General features: G+C 72.2%; 23 protein-coding genes and 1 pseudogene. 15 read left to right on the forward strand and 9 right to left on the reverse strand.

The genetic code is table 11. The annotated features are described in order from the left end of the window. Window position 1 precedes the first annotated feature (1 nt). Window positions 2-766 carry a dioxygenase family protein gene (locus F1721_RS05820; RefSeq protein WP_150065474.1) on the reverse strand — a complete coding sequence of 255 codons (765 nt, stop codon included), beginning with the start codon at window positions 764-766 and terminating at the stop codon, window positions 2-4. 77 nt (window positions 767-843) lie between these two features. Here F1721_RS05820 and F1721_RS05825 point away from each other — a divergent pair, with 77 nt between their 5' ends. Both F1721_RS05825 and F1721_RS05830 read left to right on the forward strand, forming a co-directional pair. Further along, complete coding sequence (locus F1721_RS05825) at window positions 844-1,302, forward strand: MarR family winged helix-turn-helix transcriptional regulator (protein WP_150065475.1); 459 nt, start codon at window positions 844-846, stop codon at window positions 1,300-1,302. 136 nt (window positions 1,303-1,438) lie between these two features. Further along, window positions 1,439-2,296, forward strand: coding sequence for a fumarylacetoacetate hydrolase family protein (locus F1721_RS05830; protein WP_150065476.1), 858 nt, complete (start codon window positions 1,439-1,441; stop codon window positions 2,294-2,296). A 109-nt stretch (window positions 2,297-2,405) separates the two neighbouring features. Here the strand turns inward: F1721_RS05830 and F1721_RS05835 are convergent, their stop codons facing one another. After that, window positions 2,406-3,002 (reverse strand): hypothetical protein, encoded by a 597-nt coding sequence (locus F1721_RS05835; RefSeq protein WP_150065477.1) that lies wholly within the window; start codon window positions 3,000-3,002, stop codon window positions 2,406-2,408. A 131-nt stretch (window positions 3,003-3,133) separates the two neighbouring features. Here F1721_RS05835 and F1721_RS05840 point away from each other — a divergent pair, with 131 nt between their 5' ends. The 3 genes from F1721_RS05840 (at window position 3,134) to F1721_RS05850 (ending at window position 9,031) form a co-directional block, all read left to right on the forward strand. Then, window positions 3,134-4,561 carry a LysR family transcriptional regulator gene (locus F1721_RS05840; RefSeq protein ID WP_342782919.1) on the forward strand — a complete coding sequence of 476 codons (1,428 nt, stop codon included), beginning with the start codon at window positions 3,134-3,136 and terminating at the stop codon, window positions 4,559-4,561. Between the two features lie 95 nt (window positions 4,562-4,656). Continuing rightward, window positions 4,657-7,500, forward strand: coding sequence for a penicillin acylase family protein (locus F1721_RS05845; RefSeq protein WP_150065478.1), 2,844 nt, complete (start codon window positions 4,657-4,659; stop codon window positions 7,498-7,500). 271 nt (window positions 7,501-7,771) lie between these two features. After that, window positions 7,772-9,031: an amidohydrolase gene (locus F1721_RS05850; RefSeq protein ID WP_150065479.1), complete on the forward strand. Its 1,260-nt coding sequence runs from the start codon at window positions 7,772-7,774 to the stop codon at window positions 9,029-9,031. 176 nt (window positions 9,032-9,207) lie between these two features. On the opposite strand, the gene F1721_RS05855 is transcribed toward F1721_RS05850, so the two are convergent. Beyond that, a complete protein-coding gene (locus F1721_RS05855; RefSeq protein WP_150065480.1) occupies window positions 9,208-10,095 on the reverse strand; it encodes a LysR family transcriptional regulator in 888 nt (295 codons plus the stop codon). A 79-nt stretch (window positions 10,096-10,174) separates the two neighbouring features. On the opposite strand from F1721_RS05855, the gene F1721_RS05860 reads away from it, so the two are divergent. From F1721_RS05860 to F1721_RS05870, 3 genes are read left to right on the forward strand one after another with little or no spacing between them, the layout of a single operon-like run. Continuing rightward, window positions 10,175-11,053 (forward strand): EamA family transporter, encoded by an 879-nt coding sequence (locus F1721_RS05860; protein WP_211840338.1) that lies wholly within the window; start codon window positions 10,175-10,177, stop codon window positions 11,051-11,053. Beyond that, window positions 11,050-11,673, forward strand: coding sequence for an NAD(P)-dependent oxidoreductase (locus F1721_RS05865; RefSeq protein WP_150065481.1), 624 nt, complete (start codon window positions 11,050-11,052; stop codon window positions 11,671-11,673). Before F1721_RS05860 ends, F1721_RS05865 begins: the two co-directional genes overlap by 4 nt. 16 nt (window positions 11,674-11,689) lie before the next feature. Further along, window positions 11,690-12,736, forward strand: coding sequence for an epoxide hydrolase family protein (locus F1721_RS05870; protein WP_246154291.1), 1,047 nt, complete (start codon window positions 11,690-11,692; stop codon window positions 12,734-12,736). 48 nt (window positions 12,737-12,784) lie between these two features. On the opposite strand, the gene F1721_RS05875 is transcribed toward F1721_RS05870, so the two are convergent. Together F1721_RS05875 and F1721_RS05880 are read right to left on the reverse strand one after the other, a co-directional pair. Then, window positions 12,785-13,210, reverse strand: a complete 426-nt coding sequence (locus tag F1721_RS05875; RefSeq protein WP_150065483.1) for a YciI family protein — start codon at window positions 13,208-13,210, stop codon at window positions 12,785-12,787. Between the two features lie 32 nt (window positions 13,211-13,242). Then, entirely contained in the window at window positions 13,243-14,175 is a 933-nt protein-coding gene (locus F1721_RS05880) for a CPBP family intramembrane glutamic endopeptidase (RefSeq protein ID WP_150065484.1), read from the reverse strand. 104 nt (window positions 14,176-14,279) lie between these two features. Between F1721_RS05880 and F1721_RS05885 the strand changes: the two genes are divergently transcribed. The 4 genes and pseudogenes from F1721_RS05885 (at window position 14,280) to F1721_RS05900 (ending at window position 18,295) form a co-directional block, all read left to right on the forward strand. Then, on the forward strand, window positions 14,280-14,867 hold the full coding sequence (locus tag F1721_RS05885; RefSeq protein WP_150065485.1) for a TetR/AcrR family transcriptional regulator: 588 nt from the start codon (window positions 14,280-14,282) through the stop codon (window positions 14,865-14,867). A 41-nt stretch (window positions 14,868-14,908) separates the two neighbouring features. Beyond that, the gene (locus F1721_RS05890; protein WP_150065486.1) at window positions 14,909-15,352 is read left to right on the forward strand and encodes a helix-turn-helix transcriptional regulator; all 444 of its coding nucleotides are present in this window, start codon (window positions 14,909-14,911) and stop codon (window positions 15,350-15,352) included. Window positions 15,353-15,362: 10 nt separating this feature from the next. Beyond that, entirely contained in the window at window positions 15,363-15,773 is a 411-nt protein-coding gene (locus F1721_RS05895) for a VOC family protein (RefSeq protein ID WP_150065487.1), read from the forward strand. 150 nt (window positions 15,774-15,923) lie between these two features. Next, window positions 15,924-18,295, forward strand: a pseudogene (locus tag F1721_RS05900) (ATP-binding cassette domain-containing protein). A gap of 48 nt (window positions 18,296-18,343) precedes the next feature. On the opposite strand, the gene F1721_RS05905 reads toward F1721_RS05900, so the two are convergent. From F1721_RS05905 to F1721_RS05915, 3 genes are all read right to left on the reverse strand, one after another. Then, window positions 18,344-19,630: an aspartate aminotransferase family protein gene (locus tag F1721_RS05905; protein ID WP_150065488.1), complete on the reverse strand. Its 1,287-nt coding sequence runs from the start codon at window positions 19,628-19,630 to the stop codon at window positions 18,344-18,346. A 93-nt stretch (window positions 19,631-19,723) separates the two neighbouring features. Then, window positions 19,724-20,236 carry a sigma-70 family RNA polymerase sigma factor gene (locus F1721_RS05910; RefSeq protein ID WP_150065489.1) on the reverse strand — a complete coding sequence of 171 codons (513 nt, stop codon included), beginning with the start codon at window positions 20,234-20,236 and terminating at the stop codon, window positions 19,724-19,726. A gap of 132 nt (window positions 20,237-20,368) precedes the next feature. Continuing rightward, window positions 20,369-22,171 carry an Hsp70 family protein gene (locus tag F1721_RS05915; protein ID WP_150065490.1) on the reverse strand — a complete coding sequence of 601 codons (1,803 nt, stop codon included), beginning with the start codon at window positions 22,169-22,171 and terminating at the stop codon, window positions 20,369-20,371. A gap of 213 nt (window positions 22,172-22,384) precedes the next feature. On the opposite strand from F1721_RS05915, the gene F1721_RS05920 reads away from it, so the two are divergent. The 3 genes from F1721_RS05920 to F1721_RS05930 are packed head-to-tail and all read left to right on the forward strand — an operon-like array spanning window position 22,385 to window position 25,379. Beyond that, window positions 22,385-22,933, forward strand: a complete 549-nt coding sequence (locus F1721_RS05920; RefSeq protein WP_150065491.1) for a hypothetical protein — start codon at window positions 22,385-22,387, stop codon at window positions 22,931-22,933. Next, complete coding sequence (locus F1721_RS05925; RefSeq protein WP_150065492.1) at window positions 22,924-23,598, forward strand: response regulator transcription factor; 675 nt, start codon at window positions 22,924-22,926, stop codon at window positions 23,596-23,598. The genes F1721_RS05920 and F1721_RS05925 overlap by 10 nt, the downstream gene beginning before the upstream one ends. Then, a complete protein-coding gene (locus F1721_RS05930; RefSeq protein WP_150065493.1) occupies window positions 23,595-25,379 on the forward strand; it encodes a hypothetical protein in 1,785 nt (594 codons plus the stop codon). The genes F1721_RS05925 and F1721_RS05930 overlap by 4 nt, the downstream gene beginning before the upstream one ends. Here the strand turns inward: F1721_RS05930 and F1721_RS05935 are convergent. Beyond that, on the reverse strand, window positions 25,357-26,310 hold the full coding sequence (locus F1721_RS05935) for a sensor histidine kinase (protein WP_150065494.1): 954 nt from the start codon (window positions 26,308-26,310) through the stop codon (window positions 25,357-25,359). The genes F1721_RS05930 and F1721_RS05935 overlap by 23 nt on opposite strands. Window positions 26,311-26,445: the final 135 nt, after the last annotated feature.

The following is a 26,445-nucleotide window of genomic DNA, read 5'->3' on the forward strand; positions in this document are numbered from 1 at the left end:
GTCAGCCGAACTGGACGGAGCGCTTGGCCAGGCCCCACCAGAAGCCGTCGATGGCCACCTGCTGCGCGGTGAGGTCGTCGCCCGCGGCGCCGAGCGCGACGAACAGCGGTGCGAAGTGCTCCGTGCGCGGGTGCGCGAGCTGACCGGCCGGGGCCTTGTGGCGGAAGTCCAGCAGGGCGTCGACGTCGTGCGCTTCGAGCGCCTGCCGCCCCCAGTCGTCGAACTCCACCGACCAGCTCGGCGTGCCCGGTTCGCGCAGCGCTGAGAGGTTGTGGGTGAAGAAGCCGCTGCCCACGATCAGCACGCCCTCGTCGCGCAGCGGGGCGAGCGCCCGGCCCAGGTGCATCAGCCGTTCCGGTTCCAGCGTCGGCATCGAGATCTGCAGGACCGGCACGTCGGCGTCCGGGTACATCTCCACCAGCGGCACGTAGGCGCCGTGGTCGAGGCCGCGGTCCGGGAAGTCCTGGACCGGGGTGTCCGGGCCGCGGAGCAGGGCGCGCACGCGGTCGGCCAGCTCCGGGGCGCCGGGCGCGGCGTACTGGACGGCGTAGTACCGCTCGGGGAAGCCCCAGAAGTCGTAGACCAGCGGAACGGTGCTGGTGGCGCCGATGGCCAGCGGGGCCTCCTCCCAGTGCGCCGAGATCACCAGGATCGCCTTCGGTCTCGGCAGCCGGGCCGACCAGTCGGCGAGCTGACCGGGCCACTGCGGGTCGTCGGCCAGCGGTGGGGCGCCGTGGCTGAGGTACAGGGTGGGCATCCGGACCATCGCGAACTCCTCGTTCGAATTTGAACAACCCCGACCATAGCTGGTCGTTCAAATTTGAACAAGATAGGGTTCGGGGCATGGTTGAACCGCGGTGGCTGGACGACGAGGAGATGGCGGCCTGGAACGCCTTCGTGGAGGCGAGCAACCTGGTCGCCCGCAAGGTCGAGCAGCAGCTGCGCGAGCAGGCCGGGCTGTCCCACCCGCAGTACGAGATCCTGGTGCGGTTGTCCGCCGCGCCCGGCGGGGAGCTGCGGATGACCGAGCTCGCCCAGCTGGTGGTGACCTCGAAGAGCGGCCTGACCTACCAGATCACCCAGCTGGAGAAGGCCGGTCTGGTGCGGCGCCGGACCTGCGAGACCGACGATCGCGGCGTCTACGCCCTGCTGACCGAGGAGGGCCGGGAGCGGCTGCGCGCAGCGGCGCCCGGGCACGTCGAGGCGGTGCGCGCGAACCTGATCGACGCGCTCGACCGCGATCAGCTGCGCGCCGTCGCCGCAGGTCTCGGCGCAGTCACCCGCCACCTGCGCCGGTCCTGACCGCACTCCCGACCCCGGACGGGTCTTGCTTCGGCGCGTTCCGCAGTGGATGGTCTTAGGGCTGCCGGGCCGCGCCCGGCTCCACCCGGCCTTGCCGGTGCCGGAACGGCAGCGCGTCGAGATGCGAAGGAGTGAGATGAGGTTCCTGAGGTTGGGCCCCGCCGGGGCGGAACGACCGCACGTGGCAGACGACCAGGGCCGGCTGTTCGATCTGCGTCCGATCACCGCGGACATCGACGGGCAGTTCCTGGCCGACGACGGCATCCAGCGGGCCCGGGCGGCGCTGGACGCCGGTGAGCTGCCCGCCGTCGACGACGCCGGGGACGGCAGCGGCCTGCGGGTCGGCGCCCCGATCGCGCGGCCGATGGCCGTGCTGTGCATCGGGCAGAACTACGCCGCGCACGCCGCGGAATCCGGTTCGGCGCCGCCCGAGGTGCCGATCCTGTTCTTCAAGCACCCGAACACCGTCGTCGGGCCGTACGACGAGGTGCTGATCCCGCGCGGTGCCGAGCAGGTCGACTGGGAGGTCGAGCTCGGCGTGGTGATCGGCCGCCGGGCCCGCTACCTGGACAGCGCGGAGCAGGCGCTGGAGTGCGTCGCCGGGTACGTGGTGGCCAACGACGTGTCCGAGCGGGCCTTCCAGAAGGAGCACTCCGGCGGGCAGTGGTCCAAGGGCAAGTGCGCCGAGACGTTCAACCCGGTCGGCCCGTGGCTGGTGCCCGCGGACGAGGTCGCCGATCCGCAGGCGCTGCGGCTGCGGTCGTGGGTCAACGGCGAGGCCCGCCAGGACTCCACCACCGCGGACATGATCTTCGGCGTCGGCGAGATCGTCCGTCACCTGTCGCAGTACGTGACGCTGGAGCCGGGCGACCTGATCAACACCGGCACCCCGGAGGGCGTGGCGATGTCCGGGCGATTCCCGTACCTGGCCGCCGGTGACGTGCTGGAGCTGGAGATCGACGGCCTGGGCAGGCAGCGCCAGCAGTTGAAGTGAGCGCGGAAACGGCGGTTCGGCACCGACCCCCTCGGTGCCGAACCGCCGTCGTGGTGCGGTGTTCCCGCTCACCAGCGCCGACCCCCAGTGCGGCGCTGCTGGTCGCGGATCAGCGGGCGAGCTTGCGCGCCTTCGCGTAGCGGCCGTTCGCCGGAAGCCAGCAGAGCACGATCGCGAGCACGATGGCCGCCATCGCGATACCGCTGGTGATCTTCGCCAGGGAGGGCGACGCGTCGGTGAGCACGGCGAGGTTCACCAGCAGCGCGATCGGGCCGAAGATCGTGTACAGGATGCGGGCGTACTTGGCGCCGTTGATCGCCAGCAGGCTCCACAGCAGCAGCGGCGCCGAGAACAGCGCCACGAGGAAGCCCTTGAGGAAGATCGCGCTCGACATGGTGCTGACCGCGGTGTCCCACAGGCCGAATTCCTGCAGCGCGGTCTTGGTGTCGGTGATCTCGCCGCCGCTCAGCGACGCCAGCGTTTCGAGCTCCGAGTCCAGGCCCAGCGCGCTGGGGTCGGTCGCGAGCACGTCGTTGAGCATCGACTCGCCGAGCGCGTCGGCGTTGGCGATGAGGTAGATCGCCCCGATCAGGGCGGCAACAGCGGACAGCACGCCGACGACGACCAACGCCAGCAGCGTGCCGGGGCGCTTCAAGCTGGCCGGGGCCGCGGCCGCCTGCGGGGTTGCGGTCTGGGGATAGGTCACGACAGGGTTCTCCTTGCCAGGAAATGAAAATGGGGGGATTGGCGGAGGATCCGCGACACCGTCACCACGGGTGGCCTCCGGCGACCGGGATCGCCGCGCGCCGTTGGCGATCCCCGGCTCCGGGGTGCGCAGTGCGGGCCCAGGCACTGCGCGGGAAGACGTCCTTCGTCGTCGCGCCACGGGGCGGCGCGACGGTGGTGATGCGCATGGTGCTCGCGAATCCTCTCCGGGGCAGGCGGCGGTTCACGCATCCGCGCACCTGCGTTCGTGCGAACTGCCCCGAAATCAGCCGGTCGGCGGCGCGCCGAACCGGGGCGATCGCCGAGGGGACCGCCGTTTGGGGCGAGGCAGATCATTGCACCGCCCCGCGCGGGGTTTCCAGCGATTCGGGAAAGAATTCCGCAGATTATTTGTTCTGGCGTGGAGATCAGTTCCGCGCACTACACTCCGGCTCAAAACAGGAGACGGAAAGGGTGCACGCCGTGCCGTTAGTCGGGACCGCCAGTTTGTCCGCGAGCGACCTGCGCAGCAGGCTGCTCGAATCACCGGGCGCGCTGCTGGACACCACGATGGACCAGCTGCGCACGTTGGTGCTGGTGCACGAGGTGGGAACCGCGCTGGCCGCCGCGCGTTCGCTGGGGCGCGAGCAGTCCAGCGTGCAGAAGCAGCTCGACACGCTGAACCGGAACTTCAAGCAACTGTGCGGTGAACCGCTGGTGGTCAAGCAGGGGCGCGGGAAGAACGTCCTCTTCACCGATTCCGGAGAGGCGTTCGTGGAGATCGCTCGGAACACGCTGCGCGACTGGCTCGACGGCGTGCACGAATCGCGTCGGCTGCGCGGCGAAACGATTACTGTCGGCACCACCCGCTTTACTCTCGGTTTCCTCGCCAATGCCGGCGAGCACGTGGCCGGTGAATTCGCCGAGCGCGGCGTGGACTTGCGCGTGACGCACTTGCGAACCCGAGAACTGATCAGCGCATTGCGGACGAAGCAGGCGGATCTGGTCTGCGGCAGCGTGCTGGTCGGGGAGCAGGGCGAGAACGCGCTGGCCGATGTGGACGTGCTGGAATGGCGCCGCAGCGGGCTGAGCCTGGTGACGAACTTGTCCGCGGATCAGCTGCCGAACCGGCCGATGCTCGCCAGCCAGCTGCACTCGCTGCCGCTGGTGATCCCGGCCAGCGGGCTGATCTCCGGATTCCTGCGCGGCTGGTTCGGCGCCGACTACCGGGAGCGGCTGGACATCGCCGCGGAGATCGACGACGTGCGCTACGGGTTCGACCTGCTGCGCTCGGAGTTGCTGCACGGCTGCATGATCGTCACCCGCGGGGTCGGGGAGGCCGCCGACGACGGGCGATTACCCGAGGGTCGGGGGCTGCGCACCGTCGACCTGATCAACGACGTCGGGCCGAAGATGCACGTGCTGGTGGGCGCTTTCACGCGGCGCGGGGAGCGGCAGGGCTACAGCGCCGACCACCCGCTCAACCTGCTGTGGCGGGCCTTGGAGCTGGAGAACGCGAAGTGGAAGAGCGGTGAGCACCGCCCCGCGGTGGCGTCGTGATGCGCCGTTCGGGGCAAGCTGAACGTGAATCTCTTTCAATTCTGTTGCCGGGTGGTTAGCGTCCGGGTCGCGAAGATCGACCGGGAGGACCTGGCATGCCGCGACGCTCGCGTCCCACCGCCGCTCTGGCCGCCGCAGCCGCGATCGCATCCGTGCTGGTCGCGCCGCCCGTCGCCGCCGAACCGGTGCCCGAACCGGCCCCGGACTACTGCCGCGAGCAGTGCCACCACGTCCTCCCGCCCGGGCAGAACGGCAACGCCACGTTCGCCGAGCTCGTCGCGCACATGCTGCTGGGCACCCGCCCGCCGCACTCCGACGACCAGCTGGCCGAGTACGACGCGCTCGTCGGCGGGTACTCGAAGCTGACCACCGGCACGATCGCCGAGTTCTTCAACGACAACTCCTTCGGCGTGCGGCCCGACGACGTCGAGCGCACCTACCGGCCGCGCGAGGACGTCACCATCGTCCGGGACAGGACCGCTGGCATCCCGCACATCTACGGGACCACCCGCTCCGGCACCACGTTCGGCGCGGGCTACGCCACCGCCGAGGACAAGCTGTTCCTGATGGACGCGATGCGCCGGGCCGGGCGCGGCGAGGTGACCCCGTTCGCCGGTGGCGCACCGGCGAACCGCGAGCTGGAGCAGCGGTTCTTCGCCGCCTCGCCCTACACCGAGCAGGAGCTGCAGCAGCAGATCGACTCCGTGGCGAGCCGCGGCGAGCGCGGTCGGCAGGCGCTTGCCGACGCGCAGTCCTACGTGGACGGCATCAACGCCTACATCGAGCAGTCGCACCGGGGTCGCTACTTCCCGGGCGAGTACGTGGCCACCGGGCACGTCGACCCGATCACCAACGCGGGCCGCATCGAACCCTTCGAGCTGACCGACCTGGTCGTGCTGGCCTCGCTGGTCGGTGCCCAGTTCGGCGGCGGCGGTGGCAACGAGGTGCAGAACGCGGTCGCCCGGATGGCGCTGCACGAGCGGTTCGGGCCGGAGCGCGGCGAGGAGGTCTGGAAGGCCTTCCGGGCCGAGAACGACCCGGAGGCCATCAGCACCATCCACGATGGACGGTCGTTCCCGTACGGCGTGGCACCGGAGACCCCGGAGGGCGTGGTGCTGCCCGACCCGGGTTCGGTGGTCGAGCAGCAGCTCGTGTTCGACCCCACCGGATCGGCCGCCCAGCCCGCGGAGCCGAGCGCCCGCCCGGAGAGCAGCAACCCGCCGCCGACCACCGACGACCCGGTCGAGAGCCTGCGCGGCATCTTCGACGACGGCCTGTTCCCGGCCGGGATGGGCGAGCCGCGCGGCATGTCCAACGCGCTCGTGGTCTCCGGCGCGCACACCGAGAGCGGCCACCCGGTCGCCGTGTTCGGGCCGCAGACCGGGTACTTCTCGCCGCAGCTGCTCACCCTGCAGGAGCTGCAGGGTCCCGGCATCTCGTCGAAGGGCGCCTCGTTCGCCGGTCTGAGCTTCTACACCCTGCTCGGTCGCGGCCAGGACTACGCCTGGAGCGCCACCACCGCGTCCCAGGACATGATCGACACCTACGCCGTCGAGCTGTGCGAGCCGGGCGGCGGTCCGGCCACTGTGGACTCGAATGGGTACCTGTTCCGCGGTGAGTGCCTGCCGATGCAGCTGGTCGAGCGGGAGAACGCCTGGAAGCCGAACCTGGGTGACGACACGCCGGAAGGCTCCTACCGGCTGGTGTCGTTCCGGACCAACTACGGCCCCGTGACCCACCGGGCCACCGTCGGCGGCAAGCCGGTCGCGTTCGCGCTGGCGCGCTCCACGTTCCTGCACGAGGTGGACTCGATCATCGGCTTCCAGAAGTTCAACGACCCCGGAGCGATCACCTCGGCGGCGGACTTCCAGCGCGCCGCGCACGACATCAACTTCACCTTCAACTGGTTCTACGCCGACGCCGACGACACCGCCTACTTCAACTCCGGCGCCAACGTGGTGCGCAAACCGGTGGTGGACCCGAGCATGCCGATCGCGGCCGACCCGGCGTACGAGTGGCAGGGCTGGAACCCGGCCGACAACACCGCGGACCTCGCGCCGTTCGAGCAGCACCCGAACTCGATCAACCAGGACTACTACACCAGCTGGAACAACAAGCAGGCGCCGGGAACCGCGGGCGACCGGGCGGAGAAGAACGCGGTGCAGCGCGGCGACCTGCTCGACGCCCGGGTCCGCGAGCGCATCGAGGCGGGCGGGAAGTTCGACCGCGCCACGCTGACGCAGGTGATGGCCGAAGCGGGCGTCACCGACCTCCGCGCCGAACGGGTCCTGCCGGACCTGCTGCGCCTGATCGATCGCGCACCGATCACCGACCCGGAGACCGCGAAGCTGGTCGACCGGCTCCGGAGCTGGCTGGCCGACGGCGGTAGGCGGGTCGAGGCGGAACCGGGCAGCCGCCGCTACGAGCACGCCGAAGCGATCGAACTGCTGGACGCGTGGTGGCCGCTGCTGGTGCGCGGCCAGTTCGAGCCGTCGCTGGGCGCACCGGCCTACCAGGCGCTGACCGGCATGATGCAGATCAACGAATCGCCCTCGGGCTGGCAGAACGGCGACCCGGACCTGCACGTCGGGCAGGGGCACCAGGGATCGGCGTTCCAGTACGGCTGGTTCGGGCAGGTGTCCAAGGACATCCGCGCGGTGCTCGGCGAGGAGGTGCCGGGCGGGTTCGGCGAACCGCTGTGCGGCGGCGGTGACCCGGCGGCGTGCCGCCAGGTTCTGCTGGACACCCTGCGCCGAGCGGCGGAAACCCCTTCGGAGCAGACCTACCCGGGTGACGCGGACTGCGAGCCCGGCGACCAGTGGTGCGCGGACGCCCTGGTGCACAGCAAGATCGGCGGCATCGCCCAGGAGAAGATCAGCTGGCAGAACCGGCCGACCTACCAGCAGGTGGTCGAGTTCCCCGCCCGCCGCCCCCGCTAGCGCCCCGGCGCGGGGCTCGCCGGTCCCGGAGTCCCGCGATTTCAATGGAAATCAGAGGTGCGATTTCCATTGAAATCGCGGGGAGTTGTCCACCAGCACCGGCGTGTCGGGCCCGGACGCGCCGTGGGAACCGCAGTTTCAATTGAAACTGCGATCGGGTTCGGGAGCACCTCCGGACGTGGCGCCGGTGCGGTTCCGCCGGGGTGCATCGTGCGGTGCACCTGGTGGGGCGGCGTGGGAACATCTCGGTAGCTACGAACGGGAGGTTGTTGTGGGCGATCTGGGTGCTGTGCTGGGCCGAATCGACGACATCCGGGACGATCTCACCGAGCTCTACAAGGACCTGCACGCTCATCCGGAGCTGTCCTTCGCGGAGCACCGCACCGCCGCCGAGGTCGCGCGGCGCCTCGAAGCGCTCGGCCTGGAGGTCACCACCGGGGTGGGGCGCACCGGGGTCGTGGGCGTGCTCCGCAACGGCGACGGCCCGACGGTGTTGCTGCGCGCGGACTTCGACGCGCTGCCGGTGCAGGAGCAGACCGGCCTCGACTACGCCAGCACGCAGCGCGGCACCGATCCGGACGGGCACGACGTGCCGGTGATGCACGCCTGCGGCCACGACATGCACGTCACCTGCCAGCTCGGCGCGCTGGACCTGCTGGTCACCGCCCGCGAGCAGTGGTCCGGCACGGTGGTGGCGGTGTTCCAGCCCGCGGAGGAGATCGGGGGCGGGGCGCAGGCGATGCTCGACGACGGGTTCCTGGAGCGCTTCCCTCGACCGGACGTGTGCCTGGGGCAGCACGTCTTCCCGTTCCCGTCCGGCACCGTGGGCATGATCAGCGGGCCCAGCATGTCCGCGGCCGACGGGCTGAAGATCACCATGTTCGGGCGCGGCGCGCACGGCTCGCAGCCGGAGAACGCCATCGACCCGGTGGTGATGGCCTCGGCGACCGTGCTGCGGCTGCAGACCGTGGTGTCCCGCGAGGTCTCCGGCCGCGACACCGCGGTGGTCACCGTCGGCTCGATCCGCGCGGGCACGAAGGACAACATCATCCCGGACCAGGCCGAGCTCCGGGTCAACATCCGCACCTTCGACGAAGCGGTCCGGGAGCGGGTGATCGAAGCGGTCAAGCGCATCGTGCGCGCCGAGGCGACGGCATCCGGCGCCGAGCGGGAACCCGAGTTCGAGCGGCTCACCGAGTTCCCGGTGCTGGTCAACGACCCGGAGGCGACCGACCGGACGGCGAAGGCCTTGCGCGAGCAGCTCGGCGCGGAACGGGTGCTGGCGCTCGACCCGGTGACCGGCAGCGAGGACGTCGGCCTGTTCGGCACGGCGGCCGGGGTGCCCACCTGCTACTGGTTCTTCGGCGGTGTCGAGCGCGGCAAGTACCTGGCGGCCCGCGAAGCGGGCACCCTCAGCCGCGACGTCCCGTCCAACCACTCGCCGTTCTTCGCCCCGGTCGTCGAACCCACCCTGACCACCGGGGTGACCGCGATGACCACCGCGGCCCTCACCTGGCTCGCACCCCGCTGAGGCGGTTTCGCTCGAAACTCCCTGCGGTGAAGCGCCAGAACGCAGCTGTACCCGGGTGCAGCAAGTCCTGCGGCCGCCCCACGTGCGGGGCGGCCGCAGTTGTCTCAGCTGGCGACCAAGGGTTCGGACCAGGTCTTCCGGGGTCGGGCCACATGGCGGTCTCGGTCGCCGGCTGATCACTCGGCCAGCAGGTCCGCCGGGACGTCGAGCGCCTTCAGGAAGGCCGTCGCGGCAGGCGTCCGGCTGGTGCGGCTCCACGCCACGTACTCGATGCGGGAGGGTGCGTCGGTCACCGGGATCGTGGTCACCCCGGTGAGCCTGGGCACGTAGGTCGAGGCGAGCATCGCGACGCCCAAGCGCTGCTGGACGAGCTGGACCATCAGCTCCGCTGAAGGCACCTCGAACGCCACGTCCCGATCGAGGCCCGCCGCAGCGAAGGCCTGGTCGGACTGGGCGCGTCCCGCGCTCCCGGTGGGGAAGTCCACGAACGGCTCGGCGGCGAGCTGGCGGAGGTCGACGGTCTCGTCCGCGGCGAGCGGGTGCTCGGGGGCGACCACCGCGACCAGCTCGTCCCGGGCCAGCTCGAAGCTGCCGACGCCGCGGGGGTGGGCGGAGGCCGGGAGGCCGAGCAGGGCCACGTCCAGGGTGCCCTCCCGGATCTGCTCGACCATCGCGTCGCTGCTGCCGACCCGCATCCCGATCCGCACGTCCGGGTGGCGCTGGTGGAACTCGCGGAGCGCGGCCGGGAGGTCGACCGCGGCCACGGTGGGGATCACGCCGAGCGCGAGCCGCCCGCGCACCTCGCCGATGGCCGCCGCCACCTCGGCCGCGGCGCGCTCGGCGGCGTCCAGGCACTGGCGCGCGGCGGGGAGGAACGCCTCACCGGCAGGCGTCAGCCGCACCCGGCGGCTGGTGCGGTCGAAGAGCCGCGCGCCGAGCTCCCGCTCCAGCCGGGCCACCTGGTGGCTCAGCGCGGACTGCACGACGAGGCAGCGCTGGGCGGCGCGGGTGAAGCTGCTCGTCTCGGCGACGGCGACGACGTAGCGCATCTGCTGGAGTTCCACCGATCCATCGTGCACCGAGATGGATCGCATGACAAACATGTGTTGGACTCATCGATGCTGGTCAGCTGAGACTTGAACGGTGATCGAGAAGAACTCCTCGAACGTCCTGCTGACCGCTGCGGCCCCGGCCGTGTGGGGCACGACCTACGTGGTGACGACCGAGCTCCTGCCGCCGGGGCACCCGCTGTTCGCCGGGTTGCTCCGCGCCCTGCCCGCCGGGCTGATCGCGCTGGGGGTGACCCGCTCGCTGCCGCGCGGCACGTGGTGGGGGAAGGCGGCGGTGCTCGGAGTGCTGAACATCGGCCTGTTCTTCCCGCTGCTGTTCGTCGCGGCCGAGCGGCTGCCCGGCGGGGTGGCCGCGACCTTGGGCGCGGCGCAGCCGCTGATCGTCGCGGTGCTGGCCGTGGTCGTGCTGCGGGAGCGGCCGTCCGCGCGGCGGTTCGGCTGGGGCGCGGTCGGTGTCGCGGGCGTCGGGCTCGTGGTGCTCGGCCCGGACGCCGGTTTCGACGTGGTCGGGCTCCTCGCGGGCCTGGGCGGCGCGGTCGCGATGGGGCTCGGGGTGACGTTGACCAAGCGCTGGGGGCGTCCGCCCGGGATCGGCCCGGTGGCCTTCGCCGGGTGGCAGCTGACCGCGGGCGGTGCGTTCCTGGTGCCGGTGACGCTCTGGTTCGAGGGCCCGCCACCAGCGGTCGATGCGCCCGCAGCGCTCGGATACCTGTGGTTGGGCGCGGTCGGCGGACTGCTCGCCTACGTCGTGTGGTTCCGCGGGATCAGCGTCCTGCCGGTGACCTCGGCCGCCGTGCTCGGCCTGATCTCGCCGCTGGTCGCCGCCCTGCTCGGCGCGGTGCTGCTCGGACAGCTGCTCGGCCCGCTCCAGCTGCTCGGCTTCGCCCTCGCCCTGACCGCGATCGTCGCGTCCCAGCTCCCCGCCCGAACCCCGGAAAGGATCGCTGCATGAGGATCACCGTCATCGGGGCCACCGGCATGGCCGGCTCGCGGGTCACCGCCGAAGCCGTCCAGCGCGGGCACCACGTCACCGCCGTGTCCCGCAGCGGTGATCCGCTGCCCGGTGCGACCGCGGTCCGCGCGGACGCCACCGACGGGGAGCGGATGCGCGAGCTGTTCGCCGGAACCGACGCGATCGTCGGTGCGACCCGCCCGCGGCCGGGGCAGGAGCAGTCCGTCGGCGCGACCACGGCGGCGCTGCTCGACGCGGCGGTCGACGTGGGACGGCGCGTGCTCGTCGTCGGCGGAGCTGGTCCACTCAGGACACCGGGCGACCCGAACCGGTTGGTCGTCGACGATCCCGAGTACGTGCCCGCTCAGTGGCGCACCATCGCGGCGACGAGCGTCGCTCAGCTTGAGACCTGCTTGGCGCACTCGGCGGACTGGGCCTACCTGAGCCCGCCCGCGGTGCTCGAACCCGGCACGCGCACCGGGCGCTACCGGCGCGGCGGCGCGACGCTGCTCACCGGAACCGGCGGAACTTCCCGCATTTCCGCCGAGGACCTCGCCGTGGCGGTCCTCGACGAGCTGGAGAACCCCAGTGGTGCCAAGCACTTCACGGTCGTCAGCTGAGCTCGGACCTCGACTCGTGAGCGCGGATGGTGGTTCTTGCGACCATCGGCGCGCACGAAGCCTGCAGGAGCTCGCCGAGCACTGGCGGACCGGGTACGACTGGCGGGTGCACGAGGCCGCGCTCAACGCGCACCCGCAGTTCACCACCACCGTCGACGGGCAGAACCTGCACTTCCTCCACGTGCGCTCGCCCGAACCGGGCGCCGCGCCGCTGCTCCTGCTGCACGGCTGGCCGGGCGGGGTGGTGGACTTCCTCGACGTCATCGGGCCGCTGACCGATCCGCGGGCGCACGGCGGCGATCCGGCCGACGCCTTCCACCTGGTGGTCCCGTCGCTGCCCGGGTTCGGGTTCTCCACACCGCTGGCCGGTCCGGGGATGAACGCCGCCCGGATGGCCGGGATCCTGCTGCAGCTGATGGAAAAGCTCGGCTACGACCGGTTCGGCGTGCAGGGCTGCGACACCGGCTCCTGGGTCGCTCCGCAGCTGGGGAAGCAGGCCCCGGAGCGCGTGCTCGGCGTGCACCTCAACGCGCTGATCACCTTCCCGGTCGGGGAGGAGGGCGAGTTCGACGGGCTCACCGAGGTCGAGCAGCGGCGCTGGGAGTCGATGCAGGACTTCAACGACGGCTACCTGCAGTGCAACTCCAAGCGGCCGCAGACGGTGGCCTACGGCCTGCACGACTCGCCGGTCGGCCAGCTCGCCTGGATCGTGGAGAAGTTCAAGGAGCTCACCGAGCCGGAGGCGGGGCTGCCCGAGGACAGCATCGACCGCGACCGCATCCTCACCGACGTCACGCTCTACTGGCTGACCGGCACGGCGGGCTCGGCCGCGCAGATCTACTACGAGGAGATCTCCGCGAACGACTGGAGCGAGCCGCAGCGCGGCACGGTGCCGACCGGGGTGCTGGTGTCCGCGCACGACGTGACCATCCGCCGCTGGGCCGAGCGCGACCACGACGTCGTGCGCTGGACGGAGCTGGGGGAGGGCGGGCACTTCCTCGCGATGGAAGCGCCGGGAGCCCTGGTCGAGGACGTCCGGGCGTTCTTCCGCGAGCTCCGCTGAGCGCGCGGGTGCGGGAACCGGCGACCGTTTCCCGCACCCGCGGTCCGCTCACCCGCCGTGCTGCTCGGCGATCTGCTCGCGCATCCGCCGCTCGGCCTCGCGCAGCTCGGGGGTGAAGTTCTCGCCGAAGTCGGCCTCCTCGGCGACCTTGCGGATCTCGACCTCGCCGCTCTGGAACGGGATCCGGCGGGCCCACCCGATCGCCTCGTCGCGGGAGGCGACCTCGAGGATCCAGTACCCGGCGACGAGCTCCTTGGTCTCGGTGAACGGCCCGTCCACGACGGTGGTCTCGCCCCGGCCGGTGAACTTCACCCGCGCCCCGAACCGGCTGTCCAGCAGCCCGTTGCCGTCGACCATCACCCCGGCCGCGGCCAGCTCCTCGTTGTAGGCCGTCATCTCCGCGAGCTCCTGCTCGGTCGGCATCACACCGGCCTCGGACTCGTCGTTGGCCTTGACGATCACCATGTACTTCATCGTCGCCTCCTCGGTGGGGCTGTTCCCTGCTCTCACCTGCGCATCGAACGGGCGGGGCCGGTTTCGACACCCGGCGACGACTTTTCCCGATGAACTTCCCCCGTGCCCGCCGGACGCCGGTTGACCAGCAGGAACACTCCTGCGGTCAGCAGCAGGAAGGCGGGGAACAGCAGCAGCGCGTCCGGCGTGGTCGGCTCGCCGGACCAGCCGGTGTCGCGGCTGGCGCCCTCCAGGGTGATGCGGGCGACGGTCAGGTAGGTCAGGTGGACGGCGACGGACGTCCACAGCGAGCCGGTGGTGAGGCGCGCGACCAGCAGCACGGTGCCGAAGATCGGGAACAGGATCGCGTAGGAGACCGGGTCCTGCCCGGGCGGGGCGAAGCCCGGCGCTGGCGGGTCGTTGCCGAGCAGGGTGCCCACCGCGAAGTTCACCAGGGACGACCCGGCGCCGACGGCGCAGAACAGCAGCACGGTGGTGAGGAACGCCGTCCAGCGGCGCAGCCCCCGGGCGAGCGAGGTGTAGACGTAGCCGCGGAAGGTCAGCTCCTCCGGGAACGCCTCCAGCGCCATCGCGATCAGCGCGTTGACCAGCAGGAACTGGACGAGCTTCGGGGCGTCGAGCGGCCCCCACGCGATCCAGCCCGCCCAGGTGCCCAGCCCGAACACCGCCGCCGCCGAACCACCGGTGACCGCCACGCCGAGCGCGAAGGTGCGCAGTCCGGTCGCCCAGCCGGTGAGGCCGAGCCCGGACATCGGTTCGCGGTCCAGCCCGCGGCGCAGCAGCGCGATCAGCGACACGGCGATCACCAGGCACAGCGCCGCGATCAGGACCTGCCGCGCGGTGTCGCTCATGCCGGTGCCGCGCTGCACCGCCTGCGCGATCGCCCCTGCTGAGCCGAGTGCCAGGGACATCGCGCAGGTGCCCAGCACACCCCGGGCCAGAGCCCCCGTTCGCGTGGACGACATCGCCTCTCCGTTTTTCGGTCAAGTGTACGGATAAGATTTCGGTCAACTGTACAGAAAAAATCCCGCCCGGGTGGGCTGGGGTAGAAAAGTCGGGGGAGGTGCGCGTGCCGAAGATCGTCGACCACGAGGAACGCCGCTGGGAGCTGGTGCGAGCGGTGTGGGGGGTCATCCGCGAGCGGGGCGTCGCGGGGGCGTCGGTGCGCGCCGTCGCCCGCCGGGCCGGGTGGTCGCCGAGCTCGGTGCAGTACTACTTCTCCAGCCAGTCCGAGCTGCTGCTGTTCGCGCTGCGCGCGATCTCCGAAGCCGCGGAGCACCGGCTGCGGGCCGCCGACCTGCCCGACGACCCCCGCGGCCGGGCGCTGGCCCAGCTGGAACGCCTGCTGCCGACGGACCAGGACGCCCACGTGGCCACCGAGATCTGGGTGGCGTTCCTGTCCCTGGTCCTGGTCGACGACGAGGCCCGGGAGCTCAACTCGGGGGACACCGGCCAGGTCGCCGCGCTGTGCCGCGAGATCCTGGACGAGCTCGCCGCCGCCGGGCTGGTCGCCGAGCACCGGGACCTGGAGCTCGAAGCGCGCCTGCTGCACTCGCTGTTCGACGGCATCGCCCTGCACTCGGTGACGGCGCCGGACCTGATGCCGCCCGAGCAGATCCGCCAGCTGCTCGAGTACCACCTGGACAACCTCCGCTGATCGGGTTGGGCGGCACTGCGCGGCGTGGCACGATTCCGCAGGTGACCAGCACCTCCGCCGAAGCGCAGCGGCTCCGCGACCTGGCGCTGCTGCGCCGGGTCCGGGACCGGATCGACCGCGAGTACGCCCGTCCGCTGGACGTCGAGGCGCTCGCCCGCGGCGTCGGCATGTCCGCCGGGCACCTCAGCCGCCAGTTCCGCCGCGCCTTCGGGGAGTCGCCGTACAGCTACCTCATGACGCGGCGCATCGAGCGCGCGATGGCGCTGCTGCGCCGCGGCGACCTCAGCGTCACCGAGGTCTGCTTCGAGGTCGGCTGCTCCTCGCTGGGCACCTTCAGCACCCGCTTCAGCGAGCTGGTCGGCATGTCGCCCAGCCGCTACCGGCGCGAGGCGGCGGACGCGACCGAGGGGATGCCGTCGTGCGTGGCCAAGCAGGTCACCAGACCGGTCAGGAATCGAGAAGCGCGGTCACCCGACCGGACCTAGCGTGGCTGGCATGGACATCACCATCGCCGAGTGCTTCCTCCCGCACGAGGACCACGAGGCCACCCTGATCTTCTACCGCGACGTCCTCGGCTTCGAGGTGCGCAACGACGTCGGGTACGGCGGCATGCACTGGATCACCGTCGGTCCGCCCGGACAGCCCGGCACGTCGATCGTGCTCTACCCACCGGCCGCGACCCCCGGGCTCACCGACGAGGAGCGGCGCACGATCTCCGAGATGATGGCCAAGGGCAGCTTCGCCATGATCAACCTGGCCACCCCCGACCTGGACGGCACCTTCGAGAAGCTGCAGGCCCGCGACGTCGAGATCGTGCAGGAGCCGACCGAGCAGCCCTACGGCCGCCGCGACTGCGCCGTCCGCGACCCCGCGGGCAACATGATCCGCATCAACGAGGTGCGCTGACCAGCGAGGTGCATGGCGGACCGGGAATGTCCGCCTTCCCGGGGATCATGGCCCCAGCAGCGGAGCCCGCGCGGAGGGGACGCGCGGGCTCCCGGCTGCGAACCCGGACAATCGGCGCGGAACCGCCGCGTGATGGATGGAGACGACCGAATGAGCACGGCCACGAGGGCGCCGCACGTCGCGGACAGCCACGACATGATCCGCGTGCACGGCGCGCGGGTGAACAACCTCCGCGACGTCAGCGTCGAGATCCCGAAGCGCCGGCTGACGGTGTTCACCGGGGTCTCCGGTTCGGGCAAGAGCTCGCTGGTGTTCGGCACCATCGCCGCGGAGTCCCAGCGGATGATCAACGAGACCTACAGCGCCTTCGTGCAGGGCTTCATGCCGACGCTGTCGCGGCCCGACGTCGACGTGCTCGACGGCCTGACCACCGCGATCATCGTCGACCAGGAGCGGATGGGCAGCGACCCGCGCTCCACGGTCGGCACCGCCACCGACGCCAACGCGATGCTGCGCATCCTGTTCAGCCGCCTCGGGCAGCCGCACATCGGCTCGGCGCAGGCGTTCTCGTTCAACGTCGCCTCCGCCAGCGGGGCCGGGGCGGTCAAGTTCGAGCGCGGCGGCAAGACGGTGAAGGAGCGGCGCGAGTTCAGCGTCCTCGGCGGGATGTGCCCGAACTGCGAAGGCCGGGGCAAGGTGAGCGACTTCGACCTCGCCGAGCTCTACGACGACAGCAAGTCGATCAACGAGGGCCCGTTCAAGGTCCCGGGCTACAGCGCGGACGGCTGGTACGGCCGGATCTTCGGCGGCTCCGGGTTCTTCGACCCGGACAAGCCGATCCGGGAGTTCACCGAGAGGGAACTGCACGACCTGCTGTACAAGGAGCCCACCAAGATCAAGGTCGACGGCATCAACCTGACCTACGAGGGCCTGATCCCGAAGCTGCAGAAGTCGATGCTGGCCAAGGACCGGGAGGCGATGCAGCCTCACATCCGGGCCTTCGTGGACCGGGCGATCACCTTCACCGACTGCCCCGAGTGCGGCGGCACCCGGCTCAACGAGACCGCGCGGTCGTCGAAGATCGCCGGGATCAACATCGCCGACGCCTGCGCGATGCAGATCAGCGACCTGGCCGAGTGGACCCGCGGGCTGGACGCCCCGTCGGTCGGGCCGCTGCTGGAGAACCTGCAGCAGACCCTCGACTCGTTCGTGGAGATCGGGCTCGGCTACCTCTCGCTGGACCGCCCGTCCGGCACGCTGTCCGGCGGCGAGGCCCAGCGCACCAAGATGATCCGCCACCTCGGCTCCTCGCTCACCGACGTCACCTACGTCTTCGACGAGCCCACCATCGGCCTGCACCCGCACGACATCCAGCGGATGAACGACCTGCTGCTGCGGCTCCGCGACAAGGGCAACACGGTGCTCGTCGTCGAGCACAAGCCGCAGACGATCGCGATCGCCGACCACATCGTCGACCTGGGGCCCGGCGCCGGCACGACCGGCGGCACCATCTGCTTCGAGGGCGACGTCGAGGGGCTGCGGACCAGCGACACCGTCACCGGCCGCCACCTCGAGGACCGGGCCAAGCTCAAGGCCGAGGTGCGCACCCCACCGGCCAGCTGGAGATCCGCGGGGCCAACGCCCACAACCTGCAGGACGTCGACGTCGACATCCCGCTCGGCGTGCTCTGCGTGATCACCGGGGTCGCCGGGTCCGGCAAGAGCTCGCTGGTGCACGGTTCGGTTCCCGCCGACGCCGGGGTGATCGAGATCGACCAGGGCGCGATCCGCGGCTCGCGGCGCAGCAACCCGGCGACCTACACCGGCCTGCTCGACCCGATCCGCAAGGCCTTCGCCAAGGCCAACGGCGTGAAACCGGCGCTGTTCAGCGCGAACTCGGAGGGCGCCTGCCCCGGCTGCAACGGCGCGGGGGTCATCTACACCGACCTGGCGATGATGGCCGGGGTCGCCACCACCTGCGAGGAGTGCGAGGGCAAGCGGTTCCAGGCGGCGGTGCTGGAGTACCGGTTCGGCGGCAAGGACATCAGCGAGGTGCTCGCGATGTCGGTGGCCCAGGCCGAGGAGTTCCTGGGCTCCGGGGAGGCCCGAATTCCCGCGGCGCACAAGATCCTGCAGCGCCTCGTCGACGTCGGGCTCGGCTACCTCCGCCTCGGCCAGCCGCTGACCACGCTGTCCGGCGGCGAGCGGCAGCGGCTCAAGCTGGCCACGCACATGTCCGAGAAGGGCGGGATCTACGTCCTCGACGAGCCGACCACCGGCCTGCACCTCGCCGACGTCGAGCAGCTGCTCGGCCTGCTGGACCGGCTGGTCGAGGCGGGCAAGTCGGTGATCGTGATCGAGCACCACCAGGCGGTCATGGCGCACGCGGACTGGATCATCGACCTCGGCCCCGGCGCGGGCCACGACGGCGGCCGCATCGTCTTCGAGGGCACCCCCGCCGACCTGGTCGCATCCCGCGCCACCCTCACCGGCGAGCACCTCGCCGACTACGTCGAGGGCTGACCGGGCGCGGCGCGCCGGGACCTGGCTGATCCCGGCGCGCCGCCGGGCTCAGCCCGCTTCGGCGGTCAGGGCCTTGTCGAGGATCTCCAGGCCACGGTCGATCTCCGCTGCGGTGGCCGTCAGGGGCGGGGCGATGCGGAAGGTTCCGCCCATGCCCGGGAGCTGGACGATGTTCATGTGCAGGCCGAGCTCGGCGCAGCGGCGGGTGACCGCCGCGCCGAGGCGGTCGGCACCGTCGGAGCCGCCGACCAGCTCCAGGCCCACCAGCAGGCCTCGGCCGCGGACGTCGCCGATCACCGGGTGCTTCACGGCGAGCTCGTCCAGGCCGGTGCGCAGGCGGTCGCCGAGTTCGCGGGCGCGCAGGTCGAGGCGGTCGCGGGTCAGCACGTCCAGGACGGTGTTGCCGACCGCGGCCGGGAGCGGGTCGTTGACGTGCGTGGTGAAGAACAGGTAGCCGCGCTCGTGCGCTGCCTGCTCGATCTCCGCGCTGGTCACCACGGCCGCGAGCGGCAGCCCGGCGCCGAGCGTCTTGGACAGGGTGAGGATGTCCGGGACCACGCCGTCGCGCTCGAAGGCGTACCAGTCGCCGGTGCGGCACAGCCCGGTCTGGGCCTCGTCCAGGATCAGCAGCATGCCCCGCTCGCGGCACTTGTCCCGCAGCGCGGCCAGGTAGCCCGGCGGGAGGTCGACGACGCCGCCGCTGCTCAGGATCGGCTCCACCAGGCACGCCGCCAGGCTGCCCGCGGACTGGGCGTCGATCAGGTCGAAGCCGAGGTCGAGCTGGCGGCGCCAGTCCAGGTTCCCGTCCGCGTCGACGAGGTCCGGCCGGAAGCGGTCCGGGACCGGCAGGGCGAAGTTGCCGGGCGCGGGCGGCCCGTACCCCGCGCGCCCGGCGCTGTAGGTGGCGTTCGCGGCGGCCTGCGTCATGCCGTGCCAGGACCGCGCGAACGAGACGACCTCGTACTTGCCGGTCACCAGCTTGGCCATCCGCAGCGCGGCCTCGTTCACCTCGGCCCCGGTGGTCAGGAACACCGCCTTGTCCAGCGGGTCGGGCAGCGTCGCGGTGAGCCGCTCGGCGAGGTCGAGGACCGGGCGGCTCAGCATCCCGCTGTAGAGGTGGTCCAGCCGCTCGGCCTGCGCGCGGATCGTCGCGACGATCTCCGGGTGCGAGTGCCCGAGGATCGCGCTCATCTGCCCCGAGGTGAAGTCGAGGAGCTCGCGCCCGTCCTCGGTGATCACCGTGCTGCCCGAAGCGCGGTCGATGACCTCGGGGCTGAACGAGCCGCGGCCCGAGTAGCGGATCAGGTGCCGTTCACGTGCGATGTCGTCCTGCATGAGCCGACGCTACGAAGCCGGGCCGGGGCCCGTCCACAACGAGTTCCCGCTGCTGGGCTTCACCCCAGGCCCCGAACCTCGCGGCTCCTTTCCTCAGGCCGCCACGGCCTCGCTGCCGACCGTTCGGCGCAGCGTTCGGAGGGCGTTGTGCAGGCGGCTCTTCACCGTCCCCGCCGGGACTCCCAGGGCCTTCGCCGCCGACACCGCCGTTCGGTCGGCGTAGTAGACCTCCAGGACCGTCGCGCGGTGGGCCGGGGACAGGGTCTCCAGCATCGCTCGGACGACGATCTTCGCCTCCACCTGCTCGTGGCTGCTCGGGGTCACCGCCGCGTGCTCCAGGCCCTGGTCCGGGAGGCCGACTTCGGTCGGGCGAGCTCGGCGGCTGCGGTGCTGGTCGACGGCGATGTTGTGCGCGACGCGGAGCAGCCAGCCCCGGACCGAGCCCTGGTTCTCGGTGAGCCTGTCGAGGTTGCGCCAAGCCCGCACCCACGTTTCCTGCACGACGTCCTCCGCGGCGAACCGATCGCCGTTGGTCAGACGTGTTGCGTATGAGTGCAGGGCCTCGCCGTGGGCGCGCACCACGTCTTCGAGCTGAACACCGGGCATTGCTGCTCCCGCCGTCTCGCTTGCTGCCTTCGACAGCAAGCGTCGCGGCCCGGGGCGTCGCGGTCGCTGGGTTTGTCCCCCGAGATCACGGGGTTATCCCGCGTTCCCGGGTAGGGATAACCCCCCGGCGGTTCACGGCAGTGCGGAGCAGGGGGTCGCGTCCGGGCTGGTCGCCGCGCCGGGAACCCACGTCACGTCGCGGAACGTCGCGTCGAACGGGCCCTGCGCGAACACCAGGAACGGGGTGTTGACCCGCTTCGGGTCGAGGCCCTTCGCGGTGAAGCAGCTCAGCGGGATGGTGACCTTGGTGGGTACGCCGACGGGCAGTGCGCGGAGCAGCTGGGTGGCGTCCAGCTGGCCGCCGCACGGGTAGCCGCAGTGCGCGGCGATCGAGGCTGGTCCGCCCAGCGGCTGGTTCACCACCACGTCGAACACCAGCGCCGCCTGGCTGTCCACGTAGGACGACAGGTCGCGGGTGTCGTTGCCGGTCTGCAGGTAGACCTGGGCTGGTGCGCTGTTCTTCCAGGTCACGTGCAACCCGTCACCGGTGCGCGCGGAGATCGCCTCGTGGTTCGCGGTGTGCGCGACGACCTCGGTGCCGTCCCACTTCTGCGACGAGGAGATGAAGGCGCGGTAGGGCGCGTTGACGTCGCCGCCGAAGACCAGCAGCGGGTCGGGCGCCTCGGCGGCCGGTGCAGGTCCGTCCGGTGTGGACGTGCCGCGCGCCGCGGTGTCGACGTCCGGCCCGCCGACGAGCAGCAACCCGGCGACCAGCGCGGTGACCGCGGTGGCCGCGACCGCGACGGTCGGCACCAGCCAACGCCGACGTCCCGGCTTCGAACGAGCCGGTTCGACGGCGCGCACCGGCGCGGGCGCGGTGAGCGCTTGGGCCGCGATCGCGGCCGCGCCGAGGGCGACGGTGAACTTCGGGTGGTGCGCCATCCGCACCGGCTTGTCGAACTGCGCGAGGACCAGCTGCGTGACCAGCGGAACCCGCGACGAGCCGCCCGCCAGCAGCACGGCGGACAGGTCGTCGCCGCGCAGCCCGGCCGAGGCGACCGTGCGCCGCAGCGCGTCGACGGCCACCTCCACCGACGGCCGGATCGCCGCGTCGAACTCCCGCCGCGCGACCGTCAGCTCGCGCGGCCCCGACGGCAGCGGGACGGTCAGCGTCACGTCCGGTTCGGTGGACAGCTCGATCTTGGCGCGCACGCACGTCGCGCGGATCCGCGCGAGCGCCTCGGCCGCGGCGGGATCGGCGGGGTCGAGCCGGGTGATCGCACCGTCGAGCCGTTCGTCGACGAGGGCCAGCAGCGCGTCGTCGAAGTCCATGCCGCCGAGGTGCTCCACGCCCTCCGGTGTGCCGAGGATCTCCATGCCGTCGGAGCGCATCCGCAGCACCGTGGTGTCCAGCGTGCCGCCGCCGAGGTCGAAGACCGCGACGACCTCGCCCTCACCGAGCGCGCGCTCCCGGCTGTAGTGCGTGGCCGCCGCCTCGGGCTCGGTGATCACCTGCACGTTCTCGACGCCGGCGAGCCGCGGCACCTCGGCGAACTGCTCCCGCCGGTAGGGGCCCCAGATCGCCGGGCAGGTCAGCACGACCGACGCGGGCGGGCCGCCCACGTCGGCGCTGACCTGGTCGAGGACGGCGCGCAGCTGCGCGGCCATCAACGCGTTCGGCGAGTAGGTGGCGCCGCCGAGCACCAGCGGCGTCGGGTCGCCGAGGCGGCGCTTGAACCCGCGGCCGAGCCGCGCCGGGTCGCCGTCGGACTCCGCCGCGGCGGTGCCGGTCAGCAGCGTGCCGTCCGGCGCGTGGTAGGCCAGAGACGGGACGACGATCTCCCGCGACAACGGCACCATCCGCGTTCCCGCCGCATCGCCGACGGCGGCGGATGTGAACGTTGTGCCGAGGTCGATCCCTATCGCGTACGACACGCCACCTCCTGTGAACCCCGTGCTGCTGCCCAACCAATCAACCACACGCAGGGCGAGACGATCGCCCCCCAATGTAGGGCGCGCGGCGCGACCGCAGGTTGATCGTGCGAGGCGACTTGATTGCAGTTCAGCGCACGGCGGTAGGGATATCCCCACCCACCGGGAGGGACCGCACCCTTGCCAGCGCGGCGCGCGACGAGAACGCTGGCAACGGTGCACCGCCTGGTTCGTTGGTTCCGCTGGTCGGCGGCTGCGCTGCCGACACCGCTCCGGCCGCCCGACCGCGACACCGTCCGGTTGCGCTACCAGCTGGAGCGGGTGCTGCACGACGGCGCGGTCGCCGAGATCTCCGCGCTGGCGCTGGAGCTCGGCATGATCTCCGCCACGACCCGCGACGCCGCGGTGGCCGCGCAGGTCGCCGCCGCGCAGGACCGGGTCACCGGGATCCTGGACGACCTGCGCTGCGTGGAGTCCTGGATCTACCCGCCGGTGCTGGCCAGCGCGGGTCTGGGCCCCGGGCTGCGGGCCGTCGCCGAGCGCCTCGACCTGCGGCTGCTGCTCGACCTGCCGCGCACCGAGCTCGGCGGCCCGGCGCGGTCGCGGACCGGGCTGCTCATCGCCGATCACCTCCACACCCTGCGGCCCGGTAGCGTGGTGCGGGTGCGGGTTCGAGGACGTCGGATCGTTCGGGTGAGCATCACCGATCAGCAGCCGGGCGGGGTCGCCCGCCGCGCGCACCGGGCGGTGCTGCGGTGCGAGTAGCGATCGCCGAGGACGGCGCACTGTTCCGGGAAGGCCTGGTGCTGCTGCTGCAAGCGGCCGGGCACGAGGTGACGGGTTGCTTCGAGGACGGCGAAGCGCTGGTCGCCGCGGTGGCCACCGACCCGGTGGACGTGGCGATCCTGGACATCCGGATGCCGCCGGGCCCCAACGGCGGGCTCGTCGCGGCCGAGCGCGTGCGCGCGCTGCGCCCGGAGGTCGGGTTGCTGCTGCTGTCGCACTACGCCGAGACGCACTACCTGATGCGGGTGCTGGAGATCGGTGCGGAGGGGATCGGCTACCGGCTCAAGGAGCGGGTGGCCGGGGTGCAGGTCCTCGGCGACACGCTGGACCGGATCGCCGCGGGAGAGATCGTCATCGAGCCGGTGCTGGCCAGGCGGCTGGTGCAGGGCGGCGCGGGCCAGGCCGACAGCGCGCTCGGCAAGCTCAGCGAGCGGGAGACCGACGTGCTGCGGTTGATGGCCGAGGGCCGCGCGAACAACGCGATCGCCCAGGAGCTCTACATCTCGGCCAAGGCGGTGGAGAAGAACATCGCGGCGATCTTCACCAAGCTCGGCCTGCCCGGCGACGCGACCGTGCACCACCGCCGGGTGCTCGCCGTGCTGGCGTACCTGCAGGCGCAGCGGATCGACGGGTCGATGCGTTGAGCGGTGGGCGGGTCCGGCGCTGGCTGTCCGCTGCGGGCCGCCCGCCGCACGAGATCGCCGCCGCCGAACCGCCCGAGCGGCTGGCCGCGGCCCTGGTCCGCAACCTCGCGGAGGGCACCGGCGGCAAGGCCGCCTACGCGATGCCGACGGAGCGCAGCCACGTCGTCGTCGAGTCCTGGCCGCCCGGCCTGTCCGGGGTCGCCGGCGCGGTCGGCGCGGAGCAGGTCGGCACCACGGGCGGCGCCCTGTTCGTCATCGCGCCGAACCGGTGGGACGACACCGCGCGCGCCCTGCTGCGGGACACGGCGGCCTGGCTCGGCGTCGCGGTCCAGCTGGCGCGCCTGCACGTCGACCACGCGGCGGCGGACCAGCGGGCCCGCCGGTTGAACTCGGAGCTGAGCACGGCCCGCGCGCGCCTCGCGCGGGTCCGCGACCTGGAGCGGCACCGGCTGGTCCGGGCGATCACCGCCACGACGCTTCGGGACCTCGACGAGGTGCGGTCGTCGCTGCGCGCGGTCACCGAGGAGGGCACCGGCCTCACCGTGGCCGAGGGCGCGCTGGAGGAGCTGATCGACGACTTCCGGTCGGTGGTGCGCGGGGTGTTCCCGGCGATGCTGCCCGACCGCGGTCCGCGCGCGGCGCTGGAGGAGCTGGCGGCGACCCTGCCGCGCCCGGTGACCTTCGCGGGCGATCTCGGCCGCCGCGCCGGTTGGCAGCTGGAGTCCGGCTTCTACCACGCGGTGGCGGCGGCCCTGAACCTGGTGGCGGGCGAGGAATCCGCGCACCCGGTCACGGTGACCTTCGGCCGCGACGTCGCGCTGCGCGCCAAGATCCACGCGCCCGGCGACGCGGACCTGAGCCGCGCGCTCGTCCAGGACGTCGAGCGGCTCGCGGTGCTCGGCGGCGACATGGAGTGCGCGGTGGTGGACGGCGCGGCGGTCGTCACCGTCCGGCTCGCGGAGCGGGTCGAGCTGGTCCCGCCCGCGGTCGACCCGGCGGAGCTGGAGCGCAGCGCCGTCTACCGCAAGGTGCGCGACCTGGTGCGCCAGGGCCAGGCCGCAGTGGGCGGCCCGGAGTGGGACGCGGTCGCGGAGCGGCTGACCATGCCACCCCGCCTCGCCGTGGTGGGGCCCGGCCGGGACACCTCGGACGGAGCGCCCGCCGCTGTCGTCGTCTTCGACGCCCCGGCGGACCAGGCGCTCGCGGCGGAGCTCCGCGCCGACGACGACCCGCGCGGCGGGGTGGACGCCGTGCTGTGCCGGGTCCCGCCCGAGCCGGGGTTCCGCGACGTGCTGCTGTCCGGCCGGAACCGGGTGGTCCTGGCGGAGTCCGGTTCGGTCGGCGCGCTGGCGGCGCGGCTCGCCGCGCACGGACCGGTGATCGCGGCCCGCCGCGCGGTGGTGGCGATGCGCGACCTGGTCCGCGGCCTGCCCGCCGGGCACCAGCTGCGCTGGGCGGTCGAGCAGGTCGGCGCCGACGCGCACGAGTTCGCCGAACTGGACCTGCTCGACGACCTCGACCGGGGCGGGGTGCTGCGCGGCGCGACCACCGCCGCGGCCCGCCTGCTCGGTGCCGACGGCATCGACCCGCGCAGCCGCCTCGGCCTGCCCGCCGACGCCGCCGACGAGGAAGTGGTGGACGCGGCCCGAGCCGCGGTCGCGCGCTGGCGCGCGCACGCCGAGCACCCGGCGAACAGCAGCCGCGACCGAGCGGCCTGCGAAGTGCTGGTGCGCACCGCGGAAGGCCTGCTGAACCCGGTCAGATCGGGACGACCCCGCTGACGGTGGTGCCCGCACCGGGCGCGGAGCGGACCTCGACGACGCCACCGACCGACGCGGCGCGCGCGGTGAGGTTCGGCAGGCCCGCGTGCGGCGCGGCCACCGAGAACCCCGGCCCGTCGTCGGACACGGCGAACGCCAAGCCCTCGTAGCTGTCCCACGCGGTGACGGTGACCCGCGCCCCGGCCGCGTGCTTGCGCGCGTTGTTCACGGCTTCGAGCAGGATGTAGTAGACGGCCGACTCGACCGGTGTCGGATAGCGCCGCCGCAGCCCGCCGAGGTCGAGCACGACAGCGCTGTGCCGGTCCAGCTCGCTGCGCAGCGCGGCGGCGAGCCCCTCGGTGGCCAGCACCTCGGGCAGGATCCCGGCAGCGGTGTCGACCAGCACCCGCTCGGCCTCGTCCAGCTGGGCCAGCAGCTTCACGACGTGCTCGCGCCCGCCACCGGCACCGAGCGCATGCCCGGCGAGCGCCAGCGACATCCGCAACGCCACCAGCTGGTGCTGCGCCCCGTCGTGCAGATCGCGCTCCAGCCCGCGCCGCTCGCTCTCCATCTCGGCGGCGGCCCGCCACCGGTCGTCGACCAGCGCCCGAGCCGCAGCATCACCGGCCCGCCGCAGCTGATCGGTCTCCCGGGCCAACCGGATCACCGCAACAGGAGCGCCGAGGACGGCCGTCAAACGGGCCAACGACCCGACGGACTCCGGAGCGACGGCGAGCACCCCGCACACGGCGCCGCCGTGCCGGATCTCCTGCTCGGCCCACGACTCGCCACCGCCCCACTGGAACCGCTGCCCACCGATGACCAAGGCGCATCCGGAGGCCCCGACGGCATCCCCGACGACCTCGGCGAGAGCCCGCGGATCCGGAGTGCGCTCGTTCCGAGCGAGGTAGGAGGTGACGGCCTCAGCAGCCCGCCGCTCACGGATGCGCACGTGCGTGACGTTACCGAAGCCCACAAGGCCGGGACGGTGCGGCGGATGGCGGGGTCTTCCGGGGCTGTACTTGGGTGGGTTCGCGGTGATACCGGGGTGGAGTGGGGAGGAGAGATGCCGTTGGGTGCGGGGGTG

It is taken from the genome of Saccharopolyspora hirsuta, from assembly GCF_008630535.1.
Lineage (GTDB): Bacteria > Actinomycetota > Actinomycetes > Mycobacteriales > Pseudonocardiaceae > Saccharopolyspora > Saccharopolyspora hirsuta.

Excerpts from the sequence above, each read along its gene's own strand:
- F1721_RS05895 (WP_150065487.1), top strand. The coding sequence starts at position 15,363 with ATGGACATCACCATCGCCGAGTGCTTCCTCCCGCACGAGGACCACGAG.
- F1721_RS05875 (WP_150065483.1), bottom strand. The coding sequence starts at position 13,210 with ATGAAGTACATGGTGATCGTCAAGGCCAACGACGAGTCCGAGGCCGGT.
- F1721_RS05830 (WP_150065476.1), top strand. The coding sequence starts at position 1,439 with ATGAGGTTCCTGAGGTTGGGCCCCGCCGGGGCGGAACGACCGCACGTG.
- F1721_RS05820 (WP_150065474.1), bottom strand. The coding sequence starts at position 766 with ATGGTCCGGATGCCCACCCTGTACCTCAGCCACGGCGCCCCACCGCTG.
- F1721_RS05905 (WP_150065488.1), bottom strand. The coding sequence starts at position 19,630 with ATGCAGGACGACATCGCACGTGAACGGCACCTGATCCGCTACTCGGGC.
- F1721_RS05865 (WP_150065481.1), top strand. The coding sequence starts at position 11,050 with ATGAGGATCACCGTCATCGGGGCCACCGGCATGGCCGGCTCGCGGGTC.
- F1721_RS05880 (WP_150065484.1), bottom strand. The coding sequence starts at position 14,175 with ATGTCGTCCACGCGAACGGGGGCTCTGGCCCGGGGTGTGCTGGGCACC.
- F1721_RS05910 (WP_150065489.1), bottom strand. The coding sequence starts at position 20,236 with ATGCCCGGTGTTCAGCTCGAAGACGTGGTGCGCGCCCACGGCGAGGCC.
- F1721_RS05825 (WP_150065475.1), top strand. The coding sequence starts at position 844 with ATGGTTGAACCGCGGTGGCTGGACGACGAGGAGATGGCGGCCTGGAAC.
- F1721_RS05845 (WP_150065478.1), top strand. The coding sequence starts at position 4,657 with ATGCCGCGACGCTCGCGTCCCACCGCCGCTCTGGCCGCCGCAGCCGCG.